The sequence below is a fragment of the Paenibacillus brasilensis genome (assembly GCF_009363115.1).
GTDB lineage: Bacteria > Bacillota > Bacilli > Paenibacillales > Paenibacillaceae > Paenibacillus > Paenibacillus brasilensis.
This window is the reverse complement of the sequence record NZ_CP045298.1, coordinates 945001-962661: the sequence shown is the minus strand read 5'-3', so window position 1 is coordinate 962661 and position 17661 is coordinate 945001. Positions and strand designations below refer to the sequence as shown.

At 46.7% G+C, this 17661-nt stretch carries 20 protein-coding genes and 1 other annotated feature (1 of these 21 only partly in view); all 20 genes read left to right on the top strand.

Going from position 1 to position 17661, the window contains the following annotated elements:
• Positions 1-13: 13 nt before the first annotated feature.
• A complete protein-coding gene (gene radC / locus GCU48_RS04445) occupies positions 14-706 on the top strand; it encodes a RadC family protein (protein WP_025718700.1) in 693 nt (230 codons plus the stop codon).
• Positions 707-811: 105 nt separating this feature from the next.
• The gene (locus tag GCU48_RS04440) at positions 812-1846 is read left to right on the top strand and encodes a rod shape-determining protein (RefSeq protein ID WP_013311600.1); all 1035 of its coding nucleotides are present in this window, start codon (positions 812-814) and stop codon (positions 1844-1846) included.
• Positions 1847-1901: 55 nt separating this feature from the next.
• The gene (mreC, locus tag GCU48_RS04435; RefSeq protein ID WP_025718696.1) at positions 1902-2720 is read left to right on the top strand and encodes a rod shape-determining protein MreC; all 819 of its coding nucleotides are present in this window, start codon (positions 1902-1904) and stop codon (positions 2718-2720) included.
• Positions 2720-3250, top strand: coding sequence for a rod shape-determining protein MreD (gene mreD / locus GCU48_RS04430; RefSeq protein ID WP_152379196.1), 531 nt, complete (start codon positions 2720-2722; stop codon positions 3248-3250). The genes mreC and mreD overlap by 1 nt, the downstream gene beginning before the upstream one ends.
• Before the next feature lie 82 nt (positions 3251-3332).
• Positions 3333-3995 (top strand): septum site-determining protein MinC, encoded by a 663-nt coding sequence (gene minC / locus GCU48_RS04425; protein ID WP_152379195.1) that lies wholly within the window; start codon positions 3333-3335, stop codon positions 3993-3995.
• A 3-nt stretch (positions 3996-3998) separates the two neighbouring features.
• A complete protein-coding gene (gene minD, locus GCU48_RS04420; protein WP_025718690.1) occupies positions 3999-4796 on the top strand; it encodes a septum site-determining protein MinD in 798 nt (265 codons plus the stop codon).
• A 445-nt stretch (positions 4797-5241) separates the two neighbouring features.
• Positions 5242-6087 carry a M23 family metallopeptidase gene (locus tag GCU48_RS04415; protein WP_152379194.1) on the top strand — a complete coding sequence of 282 codons (846 nt, stop codon included), beginning with the start codon at positions 5242-5244 and terminating at the stop codon, positions 6085-6087.
• Positions 6080-6958 carry a M50 family metallopeptidase gene (locus tag GCU48_RS04410; RefSeq protein ID WP_152379193.1) on the top strand — a complete coding sequence of 293 codons (879 nt, stop codon included), beginning with the start codon at positions 6080-6082 and terminating at the stop codon, positions 6956-6958. Before GCU48_RS04415 ends, GCU48_RS04410 begins: the two co-directional genes overlap by 8 nt.
• 49 nt (positions 6959-7007) lie before the next feature.
• The gene (locus GCU48_RS04405; RefSeq protein ID WP_025718684.1) at positions 7008-8192 is read left to right on the top strand and encodes an Rne/Rng family ribonuclease; all 1185 of its coding nucleotides are present in this window, start codon (positions 7008-7010) and stop codon (positions 8190-8192) included.
• 99 nt (positions 8193-8291) lie between these two features.
• Positions 8292-8379, top strand: a sequence feature (ribosomal protein L21 leader region).
• A gap of 13 nt (positions 8380-8392) precedes the next feature.
• Positions 8393-8704 carry a 50S ribosomal protein L21 gene (gene rplU / locus GCU48_RS04400; protein ID WP_013372663.1) on the top strand — a complete coding sequence of 104 codons (312 nt, stop codon included), beginning with the start codon at positions 8393-8395 and terminating at the stop codon, positions 8702-8704.
• Between the two features lie 13 nt (positions 8705-8717).
• Entirely contained in the window at positions 8718-9056 is a 339-nt protein-coding gene (locus GCU48_RS04395) for a ribosomal-processing cysteine protease Prp (protein WP_025718682.1), read from the top strand.
• Between the two features lie 5 nt (positions 9057-9061).
• Positions 9062-9379, top strand: a complete 318-nt coding sequence (rpmA, locus tag GCU48_RS04390) for a 50S ribosomal protein L27 (protein ID WP_049825205.1) — start codon at positions 9062-9064, stop codon at positions 9377-9379.
• 146 nt (positions 9380-9525) lie between these two features.
• Positions 9526-10263 (top strand): Spo0B domain-containing protein, encoded by a 738-nt coding sequence (locus GCU48_RS04385; protein WP_152379192.1) that lies wholly within the window; start codon positions 9526-9528, stop codon positions 10261-10263.
• A gap of 13 nt (positions 10264-10276) precedes the next feature.
• Positions 10277-11587 carry a GTPase ObgE gene (gene obgE / locus GCU48_RS04380; RefSeq protein WP_152379191.1) on the top strand — a complete coding sequence of 437 codons (1311 nt, stop codon included), beginning with the start codon at positions 10277-10279 and terminating at the stop codon, positions 11585-11587.
• A 154-nt stretch (positions 11588-11741) separates the two neighbouring features.
• Positions 11742-12179, top strand: a complete 438-nt coding sequence (locus tag GCU48_RS04375; RefSeq protein WP_025718676.1) for an ACT domain-containing protein — start codon at positions 11742-11744, stop codon at positions 12177-12179.
• A 46-nt stretch (positions 12180-12225) separates the two neighbouring features.
• Complete coding sequence (locus tag GCU48_RS04370) at positions 12226-13512, top strand: homoserine dehydrogenase (RefSeq protein WP_025718675.1); 1287 nt, start codon at positions 12226-12228, stop codon at positions 13510-13512.
• Between the two features lie 27 nt (positions 13513-13539).
• Positions 13540-14508, top strand: a complete 969-nt coding sequence (gene thrB, locus GCU48_RS04365; RefSeq protein ID WP_152379190.1) for a homoserine kinase — start codon at positions 13540-13542, stop codon at positions 14506-14508.
• Positions 14505-15404 carry a prephenate dehydratase gene (pheA, locus tag GCU48_RS04360; RefSeq protein WP_152379189.1) on the top strand — a complete coding sequence of 300 codons (900 nt, stop codon included), beginning with the start codon at positions 14505-14507 and terminating at the stop codon, positions 15402-15404. Before thrB ends, pheA begins: the two co-directional genes overlap by 4 nt.
• Positions 15405-15421: 17 nt before the next feature.
• Positions 15422-16306 carry a branched-chain-amino-acid transaminase gene (gene ilvE / locus GCU48_RS04355; protein ID WP_025718672.1) on the top strand — a complete coding sequence of 295 codons (885 nt, stop codon included), beginning with the start codon at positions 15422-15424 and terminating at the stop codon, positions 16304-16306.
• A 158-nt stretch (positions 16307-16464) separates the two neighbouring features.
• Positions 16465-17661, top strand: partial view of a LysM peptidoglycan-binding domain-containing protein gene (locus GCU48_RS04350; protein ID WP_152379188.1) — the 5' portion only. Its footprint extends 561 nt past the window's final position; only the first 1197 of its 1758 coding nucleotides appear in the window; it begins with the start codon at positions 16465-16467; its stop codon lies beyond the right edge, outside the window.

Genomic DNA, 17661 nt, shown 5'->3' with positions numbered 1-17661 from the left:
AGGGGATAAACATATGTTGGAGTCGCCAATACCGATGCTTCGCGACCTCCCCCATGAAGAACGACCAAGAGAGCGCATGATGACATATGGGGCGGATGCCTTGAGCAACGCGGAGTTGCTGGCAATATTGCTGCGTACAGGAACACAAAATGAGTCGTCGGTGCATTTAGCGCAGCGTATTTTGCAGCAGGCGGGGAATTTGCGTCAACTGGTGGATATGAGTCTGAGCGAGCTGACCCAGATTAAGGGCATTGGAAATGCTAAAGCGATACAGCTAAAAGCGGGTATTGAACTGGGGCGCAGATTAGCATTGTCCCGCCATTTGGAGACCCCCGTGATCAGCTGCCCGCGGGATGTGGCAGATCTGCTGTTTGAGCAGCTTCGTTATTTGCAGAAAGAGCATTTTGTATGCTTGTTCCTAAATACTAAAAATCATGTCATTGCCCAGGAAACACTATCAATGGGCAGCCTGAATTCCGCCATCGTGCATCCTCGTGAAGTGTTTCGGGCGGCAATCAAATGCAGCAGTGCTTCGATTATTTGCGCTCATAACCATCCGAGCGGTGATCCGAAGCCAAGCCCGGAGGATGTCCAGTTGACCCGCCGCCTGATGGATGCGGGCAACATTGTGGGTATCGACGTGCTCGATCATATTGTGATCGGGGACGGGACCTTTGTAAGTTTGAAGGAGCAAGGTCTGATATAATATAATATTTAAATCAAACATTTAAATACGACCGGCTAGGCCGGCCTGAATAAACCGTTTATACATGGATAACAGATTTCAGGGAAGAGAAAAGGAGATTACATCATGCTGGGTGGCTTTACAAAAGATTTAGGAATTGACTTGGGGACGGCAAATACGCTGGTATACGTAAGAGGAAAAGGAATTGTGGTTCGTGAACCATCTGTAGTCGCTTTGCGTACAGATACAAAAACCATTGAGGCTGTGGGTGAATCCGCGAAAAAAATGATTGGTCGCACACCTGGGAATATCCGTGCGATTCGTCCGATGAAGGATGGCGTCATTGCTGATTTTGATACGACAGCTACGATGATCAAATATTTTATTCGTCAGGCGCAAGCCCAACGTTCTTTGTTTCCACGTCATCCAAACGTGATGGTTTGCGTGCCTTCAGGCATTACTGCGGTGGAGCAGCGTGCGGTTGAAGATGCGACGAAGCAAGCAGGCGCGAGAGAGGCGTACACGATTGAGGAGCCGTTTGCAGCGGCAATTGGCGCTGATCTTCCTGTATGGGAGCCTACGGGCAGTATGGTTGTCGATATCGGTGGAGGTACAACCGAGGTTGCAGTCATTTCCTTGGGCGGGATTGTAACAAGTCGTTCCGTGCGTGTGGCTGGTGATGAAATGGATGAGTCCATCATCCAGTACGTGAAGCGTCAATATAACCTGATGATTGGTGAGCGGACTTCAGAGCAGCTGAAAATGGAAGTTGGTTCTGCTATGCCATTAGAGCAGGTGGAGACATCGGAAATCCGTGGACGCGATCTGGTGACAGGCTTGCCGAAGACAATTACGATTACTTCCGATGAAATTAGCGAAGCGTTGTCGGATACAGTGAATGCGATTGTGGATGCGGTCAAAGTAACCCTGGAAAAATGTCCTCCCGAGTTAGCGGCAGACATCATGGACAGAGGAATTGTACTGACTGGCGGTGGAGCACTTTTGCGTAACCTGGACAAGCTGTTGGCGGGTGAAACCGGTATGCCGGTGATCGTAGCGGAAAATCCTCTGGACTGTGTAGCGATTGGTACGGGCAGAGCACTTGAAAATATCCATTTGTTCAAATCGCGGAGCAGTTCTGCCGTCCGTTCCAAACGTTGAATCGGGGGTGTAGGAACTGTTTAAGCTGTTTGGCAATAAAAGACTATTTATTCTATTGATCGGAATCGTTCTGTTTATTGCCCTTATGGGGATTACACTTGGACAGAGAAGTTCCTTAACCTGGCCAGAGAAGTTCGCCAGAGATTCAATTGGCTTTGTGCAAGGTATCTTTTACAGGCCCGCTTCAGCAATAGCGGGCTTCTTTGAAGATATCGGAAATATGCGGAGCATCTATAAAGAAAACGAACGTTTGAAAATTGCAGTGGCACAACTAACTACCGAGCAGATTCAGACCCGCAATCTTAAAGAGACTAATGCTAGATATAAGGAAGAATTGAAGTTTACTAAGGAGCAAATGGCGAAAGACAATTATGATTGGCGTGTTGCTCAAGTGAACAGTGTCAGCAATGATTCCAAAACACTCGTCATCGATATTGGGGAAAAGGATGGAGCGCGAGTCGGCCAGGAAGTAAGATCTATGGAAGGCTTTGTAGGAGTTATTAGCAGAACCGCTAATTTCACCTCTACAGTGACGTTACTGACTACTTTGGACCCTAAAAATCCAAACTCTTATGCAATCGCTGCTACTGCACTAGGGAAAGAAAAAACATTTGGCATGGTAGAAAGCTATGATCCTGTTACCAATACGTTTCAAATGACGAAAATTTCGGAAGATGATCCCATTGCCAAGGGCGATCAGATTATTACGTCTGGTGGAGGCGGGAAATTCCGTAAGAACCTGCAGATTGGTACAGTTGAAAAAATTCAGGTTGGGGAGTTTGGTCAAACACGGACAGCGATTATTAAACCGGCAGCCAGCTTTGTGGATTGGAAGGAACTGTTCGTTTTGTACACTCCTGAGGTACCGGAATAATGAAGATGCGCGGTCAGGTCTTAATACTGCTGCTGTTTGTGTTGTTTATAGCCGAAGGAACGATTCTTCCGTGGCTTCTTCCCGATAGCTGGCATTCAAGGATGGTGCCTAATCTCGTATATGTCGTAATTTTGTTTGTATCTGTTTATTACAGCCGCCATACCGCATTAGTGCTGGGGATTGTATTTGGACTTATTCATGATGTGGTCTATTACGGGTTTATCATTGGGCCTTACTCTTTTGCAATGGGGTTGTCTGCATACTTATTGGGGCTTGTTTTTACAGCCAGACGTGCACCGATGCCCATTATGATGGCAGTTGTGTTGATTGGAAGTTTTCTGCTGGACTCTATGCTTTTTGCCATTGATCAGCTGTTCCAGCTGAACCATCAGACTTTCGACTGGGCGCTAGCACAGTATATGATTCCTGATTTGTTTATCCATTTTCTGTTTGCCCTCATTATTTATGTCCCCGTGCGCAAGCAATTGCAGCGTTTGGGTACCCGTGTGAAAAAAGAAGAAGCTGTCTAGGTCTTTTTACACACATTTTGTCCAGGTTAGCAGGGATTTGACGTCCCGGGGACGAAATGATTGAAATAGGAGGGACAGGCTAATGGCAGTGAAATCGAATCATGTCACGATTAAAGGCATCAAAGACGGCCTGGTATTCCTGCTGGACGATCAATGCGAGTTTGAGGATTTGCTAGGTGAGCTGCGATTTAAGCTGGAGCACAGTCATCAGAATATTTTAACAGGCCCAATCATTCATGTGGATATTAAGCTGGGAAGCCGGGAAGTGACAGAGGAACAGAAGGAAAGTATTCTGGAGATTTTGAGGCAGAAGGGGAATCTGCTTATACGTTCTATAGAATCGCCCGGGCTACCTGCCGAAGTGCAGGGAAAGCCCCCTACTCACACGGTGACAGGGATTATCCGGTCAGGTCAAGTGCTTCATCATAACGGAAATCTACTTTTTTTAGGAGATGTAAACCCGGGCGGAATTATAACATGTACTGGTGATATCTATGTCCTTGGTGCTCTACGGGGCATGGCGCACGCAGGCATGGAGGGAAACAGCGAAGCGATTATCGCGGCCTCCTATTTTGCACCGACACAACTGCGAATTTCCGAAATGATCAGCCGTCCACCAGACGAATGGGAGACACGTGAATCCGGCATGGAATTTGCGTATCTCAAGGATGGCGCTATGCAAATAGATAAAATGAGCAATATCGTGCGTCTGGGCCGCGATTTTAACGTGTTCAAAGGGGTGTAGCACATGGGAGAGGCTATCGTCGTCACTTCAGGAAAAGGCGGCGTCGGTAAAACGACGACGTCAGCCAATATAGGAACAGCGCTTGCACTGCTCGGCAAAAAGGTGTGCCTGGTGGATACCGATATCGGTTTGCGTAATCTGGACGTGGTAATGGGTCTGGAAAATCGGATTATTTATGATCTTGTTGATGTAGCCGAAGGTCGTTGCCGTTTAAATCAGGCTTTGGTCAAGGATAAGCGCTTTGAGGAGCTGTACATGCTGCCTGCCGCTCAAACTAAGGACAAGAGTGCTGTTACGCCTGAGCAGGTTAAGGATATTATTTTGGAGCTTAAAAAGGATTTTGAATATATATTGATTGACTGCCCTGCGGGTATTGAGCAAGGCTTCAAAAATGCCATTGCCGGGGCGGATCAGGCCATTGTTGTAACTACCCCGGAAAATGCTGCCGTACGCGATGCTGACCGGGTCATTGGTTTGCTGGAAAGTTCACATGTGACTTCACCCAAGCTGGTGGTTAACCGTATTCGCAACAGCATGGTTAAATCTGGGGATATGCTGGATATTGATGGGATTTTACAAGTGCTTAGCATAGACCTCATTGGGATCGTTCCTGATGATGAAATGGTCATCAAAGCAGCCAATACAGGGGAACCTACTGTCATGAATCCAGATTCACAAGCAGCGATTGCCTACCGCAACATTGCGAGACGGATTTTGGGCGATACGGTACCCCTCATGCAGATGGATCAAAAGAAAAGCGTAATGACACGCTTTAAGAAATTTTTTGGTATGGGTGGATGAGTAAAACCATGAGTTTTAGTTGGGAGACGCTCCGCGTGTGATTTGATCTTACGATCGCTGTTGTCTCTGAATTCCGCTGATTGTTGAAACCGTAAATGGTTGGAATTCACAGGCAAAGGCGAACGCTTCGCTTCTCCAGATTCAAATCCCCCACTCCGCCCCTTCCTGCGTGTCCCCTTCAGGAGGATGTAGTGAAAGGCATGGCGAAGATTTTCAGGCTTTTTAAAGCCATGCTATCTTTTTATTTGCTGGACACTTAAATAAGTGATTAATCTTATTTAAGTGTCTTTGCTTTATCTTGCTATCCTTCATATGCCCATGTATCCGGTGGATTTACGCCGGTTTTTTTGATTTTTCGGCAGCGTAATCCCGAACTGAACAACATAAGTTGAAGCCCGTCCTCATAAGATGTATCAAACATACCTCGCTGAGGGGGCTGAACAGGATGAATAAAAATTCCGGAATCAAGCAGCGCAGAGAAGAACGTATACAGCAGCTAATCGCGGGAGGGCAATCCAAACCACATTCCTCTGGTGTATATCAGGACAGGCTCGGGAATAGAGAAATGAAGCCAATGCCCGTAATCAGTGCAAATCTGCCCAGAGACCCGGAAACCGAGTGGAAAAACGAACGGCAACGCTGGCATCAATCTTTCGGAGAGAATCGTCGTCCGTCTTTTTGGACTTCTTTTTGGCGCAGAACAGTAATGGCAACTGTATTATTTGGAATGGTATGGGGATTGTTTCGCTGGGATATTCCCTATGCGGTGAATTTGAGAATGTTTATCGCAGATTCCTTGAAGAAGGATATGGATTTTGCAGCCGCCAGACAATGGTATGGAGCTTATTTTGACGGAGCCCCTTCCTTTTTGCCGATTTTTGGCGAAGAGACTGAAGCGCACAAGGTGAATGCGGGGCGAAAGGCCTCTCCGCCGATTGAAGGTGATGTAACACAGCCGTTTGCACTAAGTCTCAAAGGGGTGGAAATTACACCGAGTGTTACCAACAATGGGGCTGTCGCTGTTAAAAGTATAGATGCAGGACGTGTATTGGACATTTCGAATCATCCCAAAAGTGGGATTACAATTACAATTCGTCACACGGGTGGTATTACAGCAACATACGGAAGGATTTCCCGCTCTACCTTAAAGGTGAACGACTGGGTTCAGGAGGGGGATGAGGTCGGTGTACTCCCAGCAAGCCGTAGCGCCGATGAGGCGGTGACTCTGTTTTTTGCAGTGCAGAGGGGGGATCAGTATATTGATCCAACGGAAGTGGTAGCTCTTGATTAATGTCCGGGGTGTGACCTTATCACTGCATCCACTATTTGTGCTGGTCATGCTGACCTCTGTGTTGACTGGGCATTTTATTGAGATCATAACCCTGTTTACACTAGTGTTTATCCATGAGCTAGGTCATGCGGTAGCCGCTTCATTGCTTGGCGCGCGAGTGCTCTCCATACAGATGCTACCCTTTGGAGGAGTGGCGGTCATTGAAGATCAGGGCAAGCTCAGTGCGTGGAAGGAAATCGTCATAGCGTTGGCTGGTCCCCTGCAAAATGGAATCATGATCATCATCCTTTTATGTCTCAAAAATGTGAACGGGGTTGAGCATGATTATGTAAATTATGTCATTCAGGGAAATGCAGTTATTGCACTGTTCAATTTGCTGCCGATTTTACCGCTAGATGGTGGGAAAATACTACAGTCGCTGATCAGCTTGTTTCTTTCTTATCACCGTACATTAGTGTGGACTTTTCGGGCCAGTATCGTGACGAGCTTGCTATTTTGCATCTTTGGAATCTCTCCACTGTTAAGACAAAATGGATCTGTGCATTTAAATCTGCTGGCGGTAGGGATTTTTTTGCTTTATTCTAATATTGTGGATTATCGTAATATCCCTTATCGTTTTATACGATTTTTGCTGGGGAGGGACGAGCTTTTTTACCGTGAAGCAGCTAAGGGAAGTATTGCTTTACCTATTGTATCCTTGCCAGTGAAACATTTGGAGCCTGTTTTGCGTCTTTTTAGAAGAGATCGGTATCATATGGTTTACGTGATGAATGAACAAGGGCGGATTGTAGCCGTGCTGCCGGAGCAGCGCCTTATTCGCTCTTATTTTGCGGCACGTCCGCCAGATGGCGAGGAACCCAAGCCCAAATAAATGCTTTAAGAGTTAAGCAAGAGGCTGTATTCAGAGAGGTTGAAAAACCATGAAGCAAATGATTGTACAGTGTCAGCAGCAGATGACACAAATGGCGCTGTTGGAAGAGGGACGATTAGTTGAATATGCGGCTGAGCTGCCACGAAAACGGGGGATTTTAGGTTCCTTTTTCAAAGCAAGGGTAGTCAATGTCCTGCCGGGTATGCAAGCCGCTTTTGTTGACATTGGACAACGAAAGAATGCCTTTCTATATGTGGATGACGTTCTTCATCCTCATTTGGACAAGCAGCCGCAGGTAAAGCCGTCCATTTCTGAACTGTTAAAGGTGGGTCAGGAAATTGTAGTACAGGTATTAAAAGAGGCTGTTGGGAGCAAGGGGGCCAGAGTGACAACTCATTTTTCGCTTCCGGGTCGTTGGATCGTATACATGCCCCGCGCCGACTATGTGGCTGTATCCAAGAAAATAGAGCGTGAGGGAGAACGTGCCCGTTTGAAAGCAATGGGGGAGCAACTGCGCACGGGTGAGGAAGGGATTATTATCCGGACCGTTTCGGAGGAAATGAGTATAGAGGCGATTGAAAATGATCTGAACCAGCTACGTCAGCAGTGGGCGCTTATTCGGCGTAAAGCTGGTGAATGCTCCGCTCCATGTGAATTACACAGGGATTTGAGCATCGTTCAACGCTTGATTCGGGATGTGTTTACACCAGAGCAGGATGAACTGGTCATTGACAGTGAGGAGCAAGCAAAGGATGCAGAAATCATGCTGCAACAGATTGGTCCGGCGAAAGCTCATGTGAGTATATTCCGTAGTGCAGAAGAAACGATATTTAATGCCTATGGTATTAACGAGCAGTTGGAACGTGATTTTGCACGAAAGGTATGGCTCCAGGGCGGCGGATACATTGTTATTGATCACACCGAGGCATTGACCGTTATTGATGTGAATACCGGAAAGTTTACGGGCGGCAATAATTTGGAAGAGACAGTGACCCGGACTAACATTGAAGCAGCCGAAGAGATTGCCCGGCTAGTGCGAGTACGCGATATTGGTGGCATTATCATTATTGATTTTATTGACATGGAGCAAGAGGAGAACCGTCGGGAAGTATCCTCTGTACTGGAGGCCAGGCTGAAGAAGGATCGGACCAAATCTTATGTTGTGGGCTGGACGCGATTAGGGCTACTGGAAATGACCCGTAAAAAGGTGCGTGAGGAAAAGACGCTGATGTAGAACAATCCGGCAAATCATAACCATATCAAAATTAAAGGTTGAATGTGGACGAAGCTTGTGCTACAATCATTTGGTATGTGTGATGCGTAAGATTGGCTGCACATGCTGTAACCGCTCCAATCAGGTACTGAAGTGCAGTATCCCAAGGGAATCTGCCACCTGCTATTAGGCGAGTCTGAGACATAAGGAGGTGCAAGCAAATGTACGCAATTATCGAAACAGGTGGTAAGCAATACAAAGTTCAAGAGGGCGACGTATTGTTCATCGAGAAGTTGGAAGCTAATGATGGTGAAACTGTAACGTTCGACCGTGTTCTGGCAGTGTCTGGCGACAATGGCTTGACAGCAGGTACACCGCTTCTTTCCGGAGCTTCTGTAACAGCTAAAGTTGAGAAGCATGGTCAAGGTCAAAAGGTCGTTGTATACAAATACAAACCTAAAAAGAACTACCATGTGAAGCAAGGTCATCGTCAACCGTACACGAAAGTGACGATTGAAAAAATCCAAGCGTAAGAGGGTGCGATAAGTGATTATCGTGCGCATTACACGACTGGAGGATGGCAGCATACAGGGATTTTCTATTAAAGGCCATGCGAATTACGCCAAGTCTGGCGAGGATATTGTATGTGCTGGCGTTTCAGCGGTAACTGTAGGAACCGTCAATTCGATTGGAGCTCTTACGGATGCTGAAATGGAAACAGAAATGGAAAACGGCTTTTTGAGCGCGTATTTTCCCCCTGAAAATCATGATGTTGCGAATGCACAGGTTCAACTGTTGCTGGAGTCCATGGTGATTATGCTGACAAGTATTGCTGAATCATATGGTAAGTATCTTCAAATAGAAAATAAACAAAGAAGGAGGTAGACATCATGTTGAAATTGACATTGGATCTTCAATTATTCGCATCGAAAAAAGGTGTAGGTTCCACGAAAAACGGACGTGATAGCAGATCGAAACGTCTTGGCGTGAAACGTGCTGACGGTCAAGCAGTTACCGGCGGTAGCATTCTGGTTCGTCAACGCGGAACGAAAATTCATCCGGGTACGAATGTGGGCATCGGTAAGGACGACACTCTATTCGCGAAAGTGGACGGCGTTGTGAAGTTCGAACGTTGGGGCCGTGATCGCAAAAAGGTGAGCATCTACCCGATCGACACTGCTCCAGTAGCAGCTACTGTAGAAGCTTAATAGCGGCTTAGACACGCTGAAAAGCCTCCGGCACTTTTGTCGGAGGCTTTTTTGCATGATGGTAATGAACTGGAAAGTCAGTCTGTGCTATACTGGATTAAGGTTTTTCAATAATCCATTTAATTATGGCAGAACGGAGAGAAGCCATGTTCCAGCGGATAAGAGCGCCTTATTTGGCGTTGGGTTCCATTCTGATTCCTTTGGTTTTTTCACTGCTCTATCCTGAAGGTTTAACGATTATCATATTAGCTTTGTGGTCTGTTGTTGCCGCTTGCTTTGGCATGTGGTATACACGTAGACAGGCTGAGTATGAGCGGAAAGCTGCTTTGCGTTCCTTGGAGCGTACAGCTATCGCAACGCTTAACCATCATCGGCATGACTGGATGAATGACTTACAGGTGCTTTATGGTTATATTCGTATGAATAAGCATGATAAATCAGCTGCTTATGTGGAAACAATAAAAGAGCGCGTGGCAGAGGACAGTAAAATATCCAAGCTGGGTATTCCTTCACTGGTATTTTATTTGCAGTCTTTTCGCGTAAACGCTGGAAACTTACAGTTGTCAGTACAGGTGGAGGAGCAGTTAAAGTTGGACGCTGTCATGTCTCCCGAAGACGGCGAGTCGCTTGCCTCGGCCGTCATAGAAACGGTGCGTGCGTATCAATATGGTGGCGGCCGGTCGTCCTGGGGAGAAGTGCGCAGATTGACACTTTTTTTCGGTATGGATCAGAAGGATATTATTGTCCGCTTTGAAGGAAGTGATATACCTGCCGATACGAATTTATTAAAGCAGGTCAAACCCATACACGGAAGTGAACGCATTCGAACGGAGAAGCTCCCTACAGGCGAAATGCTTCAAATTCGGATGGAGTGCCAGACATAAGGAAGGTGTAACCATGTTTGTAGATAAAGCGAAGATTTTTGTTAAAGGTGGAGACGGTGGAGACGGCTTAATTGCGTTTCGCCGTGAGAAATACGTTCCTGAGGGTGGCCCAGGTGGTGGTGATGGAGGGAACGGTGGAGATGTGATTTTCCGTGTAGATGAAGGGTTGCGTACGTTGATGGATTTTCGATATCAACGACATTTTAAAGCCCAGCGTGGGGTGAAGGGTCGTAACAAAGCCCAACACGGAGCTAACGCGGAGCACATGATCGTACGGATACCACCGGGAACGGTTATCATAGATGATGATACGGGTGAAGTATTGGCAGATATGACGCGCCATGGGCAGCAGGTTGTCGTAGCTAAAGGAGGACGCGGAGGACGCGGGAACATTCGTTTTGCTACGCCTAGTAATCCAGCACCTGAGCTGGCTGAAAATGGTGCAGAGGGACAAGAGCGTTATATTACCCTCGAGCTAAAAGTAATGGCAGACGTGGGTCTGGTCGGTTTCCCTAGTGTAGGGAAATCCACATTGCTGTCAGTTGTATCCTCTGCCAAACCAAAGATTGGCGCATACCACTTTACAACGATTACCCCGAATTTGGGGGTCGTGGATGTGGGCGATCATCGTACCTTTGTGATGGCTGATCTGCCTGGACTAATTGAAGGAGCCCATGAAGGTGTTGGGCTGGGACATGAATTTCTGCGGCACATTGAGCGAACACGCATAATTATCCATGTTGTGGATATGGCAGGCTCTGAAGGGCGTGATCCGTTTGAGGATTGGACTAAAATTAACGACGAATTAAAGCAATATAATGCTGCCCTGGAGGAACGTCCACAAATTGTGGCAGCGAATAAAATGGATATGCCGGAAGCGGAAGAAAAACTCGCACAATTCAAAGAACAGATCGCTTCTGTACGTCCAGACCTGGAAATTATGCCCATCTCTTCACTGACACGCCAAGGTGTCAAAGAACTGCTCTATCGGGCCGCTGATTTGCTGGATCAAATACCGGACGAGCCGGTCGTTGAGGAAGTAGCAGAAGTTAATGAGCGTAAGGTATTTAAGCTGGATACGGCAGAAGACGAAGGCTTTACGATTGTGCGTGAGAACGACACATTCGTAGTGCACAGCCCCAAAATTGAGCGCATGATGAAGCGCATGCAGTTGAATTCGCATGATGCCATTTTAAAATTGGCAAGAACGCTGCGCCATATGGGTGTGGATGCCGAGCTGCGTAAACGTGGTGCCACAGATGGTACATCTGTACGCATTGCTGATTTCGAGTTCGAATTCGTAGAAGGCAGCAGCTACTACTAGGAATAGAATAATGGTTGAGATGAATGGCTACTGCGCTATAGAGAACCCTATAGATGGCAGTAGCCTTTTTTTGTAAAGTTAGCTTGCTGATTTTCACTAGTTTCGATATAATGTCCTCTATACAAAAACATAAGTCTTTAAGGAGAGGACGTTCGTGAAAGAGCGCTATTACTTGGTACGGGAAGATATTTTGCCTGAAGCTATAGTTAAAACTATACAGGTTAAAATGCTGCTGGCTTCAGGAGATGTAAAAACCGTGCATGACGCCGTGGAGCAAGTTGGGCTAAGTCGAAGCGCCTTTTATAAATATAAAGACGGCATTCATTTGGTTAACCAGCTGGAGCGTGAGCGAATTGTCAATATTTCCATTGATTTGGAACATCAATCCGGCATGTTGTCCAGAGTGCTTGGAAGGGTGGCAGATTACGGAGGCAATGTGCTGACTATTCAGCAGAGCATTCCGCTGCAAGGCAGAGCCAACGTAGTTATCTCGGTAGAAATGCCCAGACTGAGTGAAGAGCTAGGTGTTTTGCTAGAAGGATTGGAGACCATCTCTGGCGTCAAACGTGTCCGCCTGATCGGGCAAGGTTAACAAGGGCCGTACAGCCCATTAGATAAAGTTAGCAGGAGGGAAATGGATGAAACCGGTCAAAGTAGGATTGTTGGGTTTAGGTACGGTAGGAACGGGAGTTGTTCGAATCGTAGAAGGAAATCAGGAAGATTTGAGCAGGCAAGTTGGTTCACCTATCATTATTGAAAAAATAGCTGTAAAAAATATAGACAAATATCGCTCCATTGAAGTGGACGGCGCTAAGCTTACTGAGGACCCATGGGAAGTCATTCGGGATCCTGACATTGATGTCATTATCGAAGTCATGGGCGGCGTTGGTCAGACCAAGGAGTACATTCTGGAAGCGCTGGAGCGAGGCAAGCATATCGTAACAGCAAATAAGGACTTAATGGCTTTGCATGGCTCTGAAGTATTGGCTAAGGCACAGGAAAAGCAATGTGATATTTTTTATGAAGCCAGTGTAGCAGGCGGGATTCCGATCATTCGTACGTTAATTGAAGGCTTTTCCTCCGACCGCATTACCCGTATTATGGGAATTGTGAACGGTACGACAAACTTCATTTTAACTAAAATGAGCCAGGAGGGAGCCTCGTACGAGGAGGTCCTTCAGGAAGCGCAGGAGCTTGGATATGCAGAATCTGATCCGACCTCAGATGTGGAGGGGCTGGATGCAGCCCGTAAAATGGCTATTCTGGGTACGCTTGGATTCCGTTCCAATGTAGAGCTCAAGGATGTGAGCGTCAGCGGTATTTCGAAGGTAACGAGTGAGGATATCGCTTTTGCCAAAAAACTTGGATATGAAATGAAATTGCTTGGCATTGCAGAGCGTCAGGGCGATGAATTTACGATCAACGTTCAGCCGACAATGGTACGCAAGCAGCATCCATTGGCTTCGGTGAATGGGGTATTCAACGCAGTGTATGTGCATGGTGAAGCAGTGGGTGAAACCATGTTTTATGGGGCGGGTGCAGGCGAAATGCCAACAGCTACATCGGTTGTGGCTGATCTGGTAGCGGTTGTGAAAAACCTCAAACTCGGCGTGAATGGGCTTAAAGCAATCGTGCCTTACAATCCCAAAAAAATCAGCAATGACGAAGATGTGTATTTCAAAAATTTCGTGCTTTTGCATGTGGATGATAAAGCCGGGGTGTTGGCACGGATTACGCAGGTATTTGCTGAATTCAACGTCAGTCTGGCCTCTGTCGTGCAGCAACCGAATGAGGTTAATCCCGATGCTGAAATTATTATTGTGACTCATTTGGCCAGTAAAGCGAGTATGAAAAAGGTGCTGGAGCATTTTGAAACTTTGGATGTGATCCGTCGCATCAAGAGTGTATATCGGGTAGAAGGATAGTCAATAAAAGCAGGAGGAATCATCCGTATGACCGTTTTGAAAACTGCAAGGGTGCGTGTGCCTGCGAGTACCGCCAACTTGGGCCCCGGTTTTGATACATTGGGCATGGCGTTGTCCTTATATGCATGGATTGAATTGAAAGAGGCAGAACAGACGGCCTTTCATCTGTATGGAGATGAAATGAATGGGGTTCCGCGAGATAAAACAAATTTGATTTTCAAGGTAGCACAAATGGTTTTTCGGGAAGCTGGCGTAGCTGTTCCTGAGCTGGATATTTCGATGTACTCCGATATTCCGCTTACCCGTGGTTTGGGCAGTAGTGCTTCCGCCATTATAGGCGCTCTCGTGGCCGCCAATACGCTGATTGGCTCGCCTTTGTCGGATTCCAAGCTGTTTGACATGGCAAGCGCTATTGAAAAGCATCCAGACAATGTCGGAGCCTCTCTGTTTGGTGGTATTATTACTGCCGTGTGGGATGGTAGGCATGCCAAGCACTTGCGGATTGAGCCGGATGCCAATCTGGAGGTTACGGTAGTCATTCCAGAGTTTCAATTGTCTACGTCTAAGGCCAGAGAGGTGCTGCCCGAGCGTGTATCCTTGCAGGATGCGGTATACAATGTAAGTCATGCTTCGATGCTTGTAGCGGCATTGGCATCGGGCCGAACAGAGTTGATCGCTGAAGCCATGAGTGATCGGCTCCATCAGCCTTACCGCGCAGCGCTTGTGCCGGGTATGACAGAGATCCTGCAGAATGCGCATCATCATGGTGCCCTTGGCGTGGCTCTCAGCGGGGCTGGACCGACACTTCTGGCGTTGACTGATCGGCGGGAAAATCGGAAGGCAGAGCTGGAACAGTATTTAACGGATACGATGAGTAAACAGGGCATCAATGCCTTTGTGTTAAAATTGCGTCCGGAGAGTGATGGCGTTAAAGTATATACGGAAGGGAATACACTTCCTTTTATGGATATGATAAAAGGGGAGCTTACGAAATGAAACGAATTGCACTTCTTCCTGAGGGGACCGTTTCTCATGAGGCGATTAAGTATTTGCTAGGAGATACGCCCTGTGAATTATTATTTTATAAGCACATAGCAGACGTGTTTCAGGCAGTAGACAAGGGGAAAGCGGACTATAGTGTAATTCCCATTGAGAATACGATTGATGGCTCTGTAAGCTTACACATGGACTGGCTTGTACATGAGGTGGACATTCAGATGCAAGCGGAATGGGTATATCCTTCCATTCAAAACCTTATTGGACATCGTAGTGAATTTACCAATGACCGGGGCGATCTGGATTTGAGCAAAATAGTCAAAATTATGTCTCATCCCGTAGCGCTTCCCCAGTGTAAGAAGTTCATACAGGCTTCCGCTCCTCAAGCTGATTTGGAGAGTGCAGGAAGTACGGCGGAAGCCGTCGAAATGGTTAGGCATAACCCTGGTAAGGGCTGGACAGCTCTCGGAACCAAGCTTGCGGCTGTCAAACACGGATTGGATATTTTGGCTAGTAAAGTGACGGATCACGACAACAACTTTACCCGTTTTGTCCTGATCGGCCATCAACCTATCAGTCTCCCGCGTAACCCTGATGGACAGCGGACCAGCATCTTGGTTACACCGCCGCAGGATTTTCCAGGAGCACTGCATCAAGTGTTATCCACGTTTGCGTGGCGCAGATTGAATCTGTCCCGTATCGAATCGCGTCCAACAAAAAAGCAATTGGGAAATTATTATTTTTACATTGAAATTTTGGAATCTCTGCATTCGATTTTGCTTCCGACAGCCTTTGCAGAGATTGAGGCTTTGGGATGCCAGGTACGTATTCTCGGCTCCTATCCAAGCTACAAGTACGTTGAAGCAACGATCGAACCTGTTGTAAAGGAACAATAATCGGAGGTGTGGTTCTAATGGCAGAACAATGGATTTACTTGGACGGGCAGCATGTAACGAAGGAAAACGCAAAGGTTTCCGTATATGATCATGGTTTCTTGTACGGAGATGGTATATTCGAAGGAATTCGTATCTATAACGGCAATATTTTTAAGTGCAAAGAGCACTTGGACCGTCTATATGATTCTGCGAAATCCATTCAGTTAAACATCCCGTTGTCTAAGGATGAAATGCTGGAAGCGATGGCTGAAACGATTCGTCTCAACGAAATGCGTAACGGATATATTCGTTTAATTGTATCTCGTGGTGCGGGAAATTTAGGTCTTGATCCTCTACGTTGTGCGAAGGCAAGTATCATCATTATCGTGGAGCAGCTCGCCATTTACCCGGAGGAAGCTTACTTGACTGGTCTGAAAACGATCTCTGTCTCCCAGCGTCGTAACATCCCGGATGCTTTGAATCCGAAGATAAAATCGTTGAACTATCTCAACAATATCCTGGTGAAGATTCAATCTAATTATGCTGGTGTAGGCGAGGCTATTATGCTCAATTCTCAAGGTTATGTGACAGAAGGCTCCGCGGACAACATTTTCATTGTCAAAAACGGAGTACTCTATACACCTCCTTGCTATTTGGGGGCACTTGAGGGGATTACTCGTAATGCTATCATTGATTTGTGTGCCGAGCTTGGATATACACTCAAAGAGCAACCTTTTACATTGCATGATGTATATGTGGCGGATGAGGTCTTTTTTACAGGAACTGCAGCGGAAGTTATTGCAGCTTATGAAGTGGATGGCCGTACGATTGGTTCCGGTGTTGCGGGTCCAGTGACTCTGGAGCTGCTGGCCGAGTTCCGGAAAATCGTGGATCAGGACGGCTATAAAGTGTGGCAGGACTAGAATAAACGGTGAATCCTTTTGACAGAATGCTCGCGAGAGTGTTCGGTTGAAAGGATTTTTTTGTTTGTATGGGGTCATTCGCCCGGGAGGTGCATAGGATGTAATAACAGAAGCCGGGCGTTCATCACGCCCGAACGAAAGTAGGAGGTTTGTGACCTGTGAAAATACACATCGTTAAAAAAGGTGACACCCTGTACTTGCTGGCGCAGAAGTATAATGTGGCACTGGAGAAAGTTATTGCTGCCAATCCCCAATTAGCTGATCCTAATCAGTTAAGCATTGGCGAGAAAATCAAAATTCCGACAGATCCTGTTGCGATGGAAACACAACCGTCAACGGTCTATCAGCACAAGGTTAAGCAAGGAGATACCTTGTGGAAGTTGTCCAAGGCCTGGAATGTACCGCTTAAACTAATTATTGACGCCAATTCCCAGCTTAAAAACCCCAATGCTTTATTGGTCGGGGAAACGGTTAATATCCCACACTACAAAGAAGATTCCTCTGATCCTGTCGAGAATAAAAAAAATACCGCAGTCAAACCAGAGATGACACAGCCTAAGTCTGAGTCTCCTACCGAGTCTCCAACCAAGCAAGAGCTTACCCAGCCTAAAGAGGAGTCGAATCAGGCTGAATCGGAAAATATGCCTAGTCCTAAAGAGCAGATGACGCAGCCGAAAGAAACAGAGAATCCTCCTAAGCTTCCAGAGTTAAAACTACCTGAAGTACCCATGGCACCCGTCAATTCAGCTCCACCTCAAATACAGCCCATAGTTAACCAACCAGCTCCACCTCAGATACAGCCTATAGTTAACCAACCAGCTCCACCTCAGATACAGCCTATAGTTAACCAACCAGCTCCACCTCAGATACAGCCTATAGTTAACCAACCAGCTCCACCTCAAATACAGCCTATAGTTAACCAACCAGCTCCACCTCAGATACAGCCCATAGTTAACCAACCGGTTGTACCCAAGCCACAGCTTCCAGTATATGTGGAAAAACAGCCCGTAACTGAAAAGTTTTGTGGTTGCACAAGCTCGGAGTCGATGGTAAATTCTCCATGGCCAGTGCAGCAGCCGGCGTTTGATTACAGCCCACAAATAAATACAATGCCAAACTCATGGTATCCGGGCATTGGGTCCCCTCAACCTTGGGGGAATGCGCCTGTAAATACTTCCTTTGCAGAACATACCTCTCCCTCTGTAGCTCCTGATCATGATTGTGAGCATCCGTGGAGTTGGGGGGCTATGCAGACAGGGCCTATAAACGTCCATCAAACACCTTATCCTGCTTATTCAGATTGCTGCCCCCCCGGATACTATCTGAGTCATGAAGCGTCTGAAAATACGCCCTAT

What these genes read in the sequence shown, in the direction of transcription:
- radC (WP_025718700.1), top strand. Translation starts at nt 14, where the DNA reads ATGTTGGAGTCGCCAATACCGATGCTTCGCGACCTCCCCCATGAAGAA.
- GCU48_RS04440 (WP_013311600.1), top strand. Translation starts at nt 812, where the DNA reads ATGCTGGGTGGCTTTACAAAAGATTTAGGAATTGACTTGGGGACGGCA.
- mreD (WP_152379196.1), top strand. Translation starts at nt 2,720, where the DNA reads ATGAAGATGCGCGGTCAGGTCTTAATACTGCTGCTGTTTGTGTTGTTT.
- minC (WP_152379195.1), top strand. Translation starts at nt 3,333, where the DNA reads ATGGCAGTGAAATCGAATCATGTCACGATTAAAGGCATCAAAGACGGC.
- minD (WP_025718690.1), top strand. Translation starts at nt 3,999, where the DNA reads ATGGGAGAGGCTATCGTCGTCACTTCAGGAAAAGGCGGCGTCGGTAAA.
- GCU48_RS04415 (WP_152379194.1), top strand. Translation starts at nt 5,242, where the DNA reads ATGAATAAAAATTCCGGAATCAAGCAGCGCAGAGAAGAACGTATACAG.
- GCU48_RS04405 (WP_025718684.1), top strand. Translation starts at nt 7,008, where the DNA reads ATGAAGCAAATGATTGTACAGTGTCAGCAGCAGATGACACAAATGGCG.
- rplU (WP_013372663.1), top strand. Translation starts at nt 8,393, where the DNA reads ATGTACGCAATTATCGAAACAGGTGGTAAGCAATACAAAGTTCAAGAG.
- rpmA (WP_049825205.1), top strand. Translation starts at nt 9,062, where the DNA reads ATGTTGAAATTGACATTGGATCTTCAATTATTCGCATCGAAAAAAGGT.
- GCU48_RS04385 (WP_152379192.1), top strand. Translation starts at nt 9,526, where the DNA reads ATGTTCCAGCGGATAAGAGCGCCTTATTTGGCGTTGGGTTCCATTCTG.
- obgE (WP_152379191.1), top strand. Translation starts at nt 10,277, where the DNA reads ATGTTTGTAGATAAAGCGAAGATTTTTGTTAAAGGTGGAGACGGTGGA.
- GCU48_RS04370 (WP_025718675.1), top strand. Translation starts at nt 12,226, where the DNA reads ATGAAACCGGTCAAAGTAGGATTGTTGGGTTTAGGTACGGTAGGAACG.
- thrB (WP_152379190.1), top strand. Translation starts at nt 13,540, where the DNA reads ATGACCGTTTTGAAAACTGCAAGGGTGCGTGTGCCTGCGAGTACCGCC.
- pheA (WP_152379189.1), top strand. Translation starts at nt 14,505, where the DNA reads ATGAAACGAATTGCACTTCTTCCTGAGGGGACCGTTTCTCATGAGGCG.
- ilvE (WP_025718672.1), top strand. Translation starts at nt 15,422, where the DNA reads ATGGCAGAACAATGGATTTACTTGGACGGGCAGCATGTAACGAAGGAA.